2 protein-coding genes are annotated in these 4,247 nt (G+C 48.2%); one reads left to right on the top strand and one right to left on the bottom strand.

What is annotated here, in order from left to right; genetic code table 11:
- Nucleotides 1–445: 445 nt before the first annotated feature.
- Nucleotides 446–2,089 (top strand): alkaline phosphatase D family protein, encoded by a 1,644-nt coding sequence (locus J0895_RS12155; RefSeq protein WP_207088356.1) that lies wholly within the window; start codon nt 446–448, stop codon nt 2,087–2,089.
- Between the two features lie 163 nt (nt 2,090–2,252).
- Here the strand turns inward: J0895_RS12155 and mutS are convergent.
- The coding region (gene mutS, locus J0895_RS12150) for a DNA mismatch repair protein MutS (protein WP_207088355.1) at nt 2,253–4,247 on the bottom strand (1,995 nt) is incomplete at its 5' end.

Here is a 4,247-nt window from a genome sequence, read left to right as displayed (position 1 = left end):
TGGAGGGGTGCCCCTAGGGCGGGGTGGTGACTCTGGAGGGGTGCCCCTAGGGCGGGGTGGTGACTCTGGAGGGGTGCCCCTAGGGCGGGGTGGTTCCTTTGGAGGGGTGCCCGTAGGGCGGGGTGGTTCCTTTGGAGGGGTGCCCGTAGGGCGGGGTGGTTCCTCTGGAGGGGTGCCCGTAGGGCGGGGTGGTTCCTTTGGAGGGATGCCCGTAGGGCGGGGTGGTTCCTTTGGAGGGGTGCCCGTAGGGCGGGGTGGTTCCTTTGGAGGGGTGCCCGTAGGGCGGGGTGGTGGTTGCCTAACTCAGATGCACCCCAGATCCTCAGTCTGATTGGAAAATCACCGTAAAGGCGATCGGAACTTCCGAGGAGTGAATCCAGTGTCTCCATTGCCAGGATAATAGAATTATCCTTCCCTATCCGTGCAATGGAGATGAGAAACCGTCATGAATCGCCCTCTGAAGTTTTATGATTCCGAACAGCGTCCTTGGCCGAATTCACCCTTAAAGCAAACCAGTATTCTCGGTCATACAACCCCTACGAGTGTGCGCCTGTGGTTCCGAGTCGGTGAACCGGGGGAATACTGGTTAGTGGTGTCTTCTCGTCCCATTCCGACTCAGGGGATTCCCTTGTTGATTTTAGGCGATCGCCGCGAATACCAGTTACGTTTGACCACTCCGACTCATACGGAAGAATTTGTTCCCGAGATGGTTCTGCCGGTATCACTTACACCGGAAACTGACCTCACCGGCGTGATGGAACTTATGAATCTCACGCCAGACTGCCGCTATTACTATGCGTTATTTGACCCCAATCGGGACTCTCCCTGGGAACTGGGACATGAGGAAATCCTGTGGTTTCAGACCTTTCCGGAACATCCGAAAACGGTTAATTTTGGCATCTATAGCTGTCATATGCCTTACGAAGGGCGCTGTCTTGCCAATATGGAAATGTGGAACCAATTTAACCAGGAACTCTCCAACGTGAATGCGCGATTTGTTTTAGCAACCGGAGATCAAGTCTATGTGGATGGTAACTCCGAGTTGAGTATCTGGGAATGGTTGCGGAAAGTTAAATCCCAGAATCCGACTCGCGAGGATATGATTACCTGGTATCGGGATATTTATCGGGGATATTGGGGAATTCCCGAAGTGCTGCGCATTTATCGGCGCTTTCCTACTTATATGATTTGGGATGATCATGAAATTGTAGATGGATGGGGTTCTTATACTCCAGATGAACTGGCGGGATTGCTAGATAACTCCTGGCAACTGCGAAATAAGTCGCAACAATTGAAGTTTGCTGAGGAAATGTTTGAAGCGGCGCGACAAGTCTATTGGGAATACGAACATTCTCATAATCCTGAGACGGATTTTGTGAATAATCAGTTTGATTATGGATTGGATTGCGGACGCTGTGCGTTTTATGTGTTAGATATGCGCGGACATCGCAATTACAATCGCAAACACAATCGAACGTTAGGGTTAGAACAGTGGAGTCGATTTGAAACCTGGATTGCCAATCAGTATCAATCCGATGCCCAGGTTTTATTTGTTGTGTCTCCCGTCCCGGTGGTTCATTTAAGTAGTTTTGTGATTAACAAAATTGACTTAACTTTGTTTGGTTATCAAGATGATCAACGGGACCATTGGGAACATGAAAGCAACTGGGATGAGCGAAATAAATTGTTAAAGTTGGTGTTTCAGTTTTCCCAAGAAATGCGCAGACGGGTTGTTTTTATTAGTGGAGATGTTCATATTGGGGCGGCATTTAAACTGTCTCATCCGGATTTTCCCGAGGCCAAGGTATTTCAGGCGACATCCAGTGGGATTGCTTATGCCCATTTGAAGGAAATGGAACGGCGGGTTTTGGAAATGTTAGTTAAACCGGAAGGGATTTTAGGCGATCGCCCGAAAAATCAACCCTATCATTTTGAGAATTTAGCAGTCTGTCGTTATAATAATTTTGGCATCCTCCGAGTGACGGAAGAGGACTCGGGAGGGATGGAGGTATGCTTTGATTTGTTCGGGGGAAATTGGCAAGAAAATGGAGAGCTTTCTTTGTTGAAAACGAGTATAATTCTAGCATAAATGGGCGACCCCTCCGGTCCCCTCCCCTTAGCAAGGTCCGGGTTAGGGTGGGGTGATTCTCCTAACAGTATAATTCTAGCATAAATGGGCGACCCCTCCGGTCCCCTCCCCTTAGCAAGGTCCGGGTTAGGGTGGGGTGATTCTCCTAACATCCGAACCCAACTTAAAAATCAAACATATCTAATTGTTCGGTCGGTTCTGAGGAATTTGCTCCCTCTTTCTTAGCACCTTTGCGGAGTCCAACGGCAATTTTACTGTGCTTTTCAATCTGCTTCATGACCTCTTTGGCCCGTTGAATTACCACTGGAGGTAATCCCGCTAATCGTCCCGCCTCGATGCCGTAGGAACGGTCCGCACCTCCGGGTTGGACTTGATGTAAAAATACGATTTCATCAGCTAATTCCCGAACGGTTACTTGATAGTTGGCGACATTGGAAAGGATGGATGCCAGTTCGTTCATTTCATGGTAATGGGTGGCGAAAATGGTGCGAGAGCGAATTTTTGTGGCTAAATATTCGGCAACAGACCAAGCAATGGATAATCCATCAAAGGTGGCGGTTCCTCGACCAATTTCATCGAGTAAAACCAAGGATTTTGGTGAGGCATGATTGAGAATATTGGCGGTTTCATTCATTTCTACCATAAAGGTAGATTGACCTGTTGCCAAGTCATCCACGGCCCCAACTCGGGTGAAGATGCGATCGCAAATTCCTAAAGTCGCCGAAGTTGCCGGAATAAAACTGCCCGTTTGCGCCAATAACTGAATTAATCCCACTTGCCGTAAATAACAACTCTTGCCACTGGCATTGGGTCCGGTTAAAATAATTAAATCCGGTGCAAGGCGATGATCACCTTCAGATTGACCCGCATTTTCAGCATTCCCCAATCGCGTGGAATTGGGCACAAATAACCCCGCTGGAATGGAATGTTCGACGACGGGATGACGACCATTGGTAATTCTCAGTTCGCGATTTTCTACCATTTCCGGACGACAATAGCCTCGGTCGATCGCAATTTCAGCGAATCCACATAAGACATCGATCGCCGCGACTGCTTTGGCAACATTGCGAATCATTGCCGCATATTCTCCCACCTGCGATCGCAACTGGACGAAAAGCTCATATTCTAATTTATTCAAATCCTCCTGGGCCGTCAAAATCCTCGATTCCCGTTCTTTCAACTCTGGCGTAATATACCGTTCTTCATTGGTCAAAGTTTGCCGACGCACATAATCCGCAGGTGCTTGTTCACTTTTTGAACGAGAAATGCTGATATAATATCCAAAGGTCTTATTATATCCCACTTTTAAGGTAGAAATTCCCGTGCGTTCTCGTTCTCGCACTTCCAAATTCGCCAACCATTGCTGATCGCCTTCAACGAGCGATCGCATCTCATCCAGTGCCTCATAAACATTCGCCCGAATCAATCCCCCCTCACTTAACTGAAGAGGCGGCGATTCCACAATAGCCCGTTTCAACCGAACCGCCAACGCCTCTAGTTCCGAAGGCACTAAATGTAACGCTTTCAAATAGGGCGAATCCCCCGTTTGTGCCAAGGCGGAGAGTTCCGGCAATTTTGTCAAAGAATCGGCTAACGCCATTAAATCCCGAGCATTTGCCTTGCCCGAACCCGCCCGAACTGTGAGACGTTCGATGTCATAGATTTCTGATAACAACTTCTGAACTTCTTCGCGCAGGTCCGTTTTTTGAACCAATTCCTCCACCGTATCCTGTCGCGATAGAATCCCTTTGATCTGAATCAAGGGTTGCAAAATCCAACGCCGTAGTGCTCTGCCACCCATTGCGGTTTTTGTGCGGTCGATCGCCCATAACAACGACCCATAAAATGTCCCATCCCGCACGGTTTGAGTAATTTCTAAATTGCGGCGAGTTTGAGCATCAACAATTAAATAATCGGCTAACGTATAACTGCGAACCAATTGCAGGGGAATGCGATTTTCCTTTTGAGTCGCTTCCAAATATTCCAATAAACCCCCTGCCGCACGCACTGCCAAGGGAAGATTTTCACATCCCACCCCTTCCAAACTGCGGAGTTTGAAATATTGGAAAATGCGCTGACGCGCTTCGACTAAGGTAAAGGTTTTTTGCGATCGCAAAGAATAGCAAAAACAGGAAGGGAGATACTCCGAGAGATGTTG

This window comes from Phormidium pseudopriestleyi FRX01, from assembly GCF_017313335.1.
GTDB classification, from domain to species: Bacteria; Cyanobacteriota; Cyanobacteriia; order Cyanobacteriales; family Laspinemataceae; genus Laspinema; species Laspinema pseudopriestleyi.
Note: the sequence above shows the minus strand (reverse complement) of the source record. Positions and strands in the feature narration are given on the sequence as shown.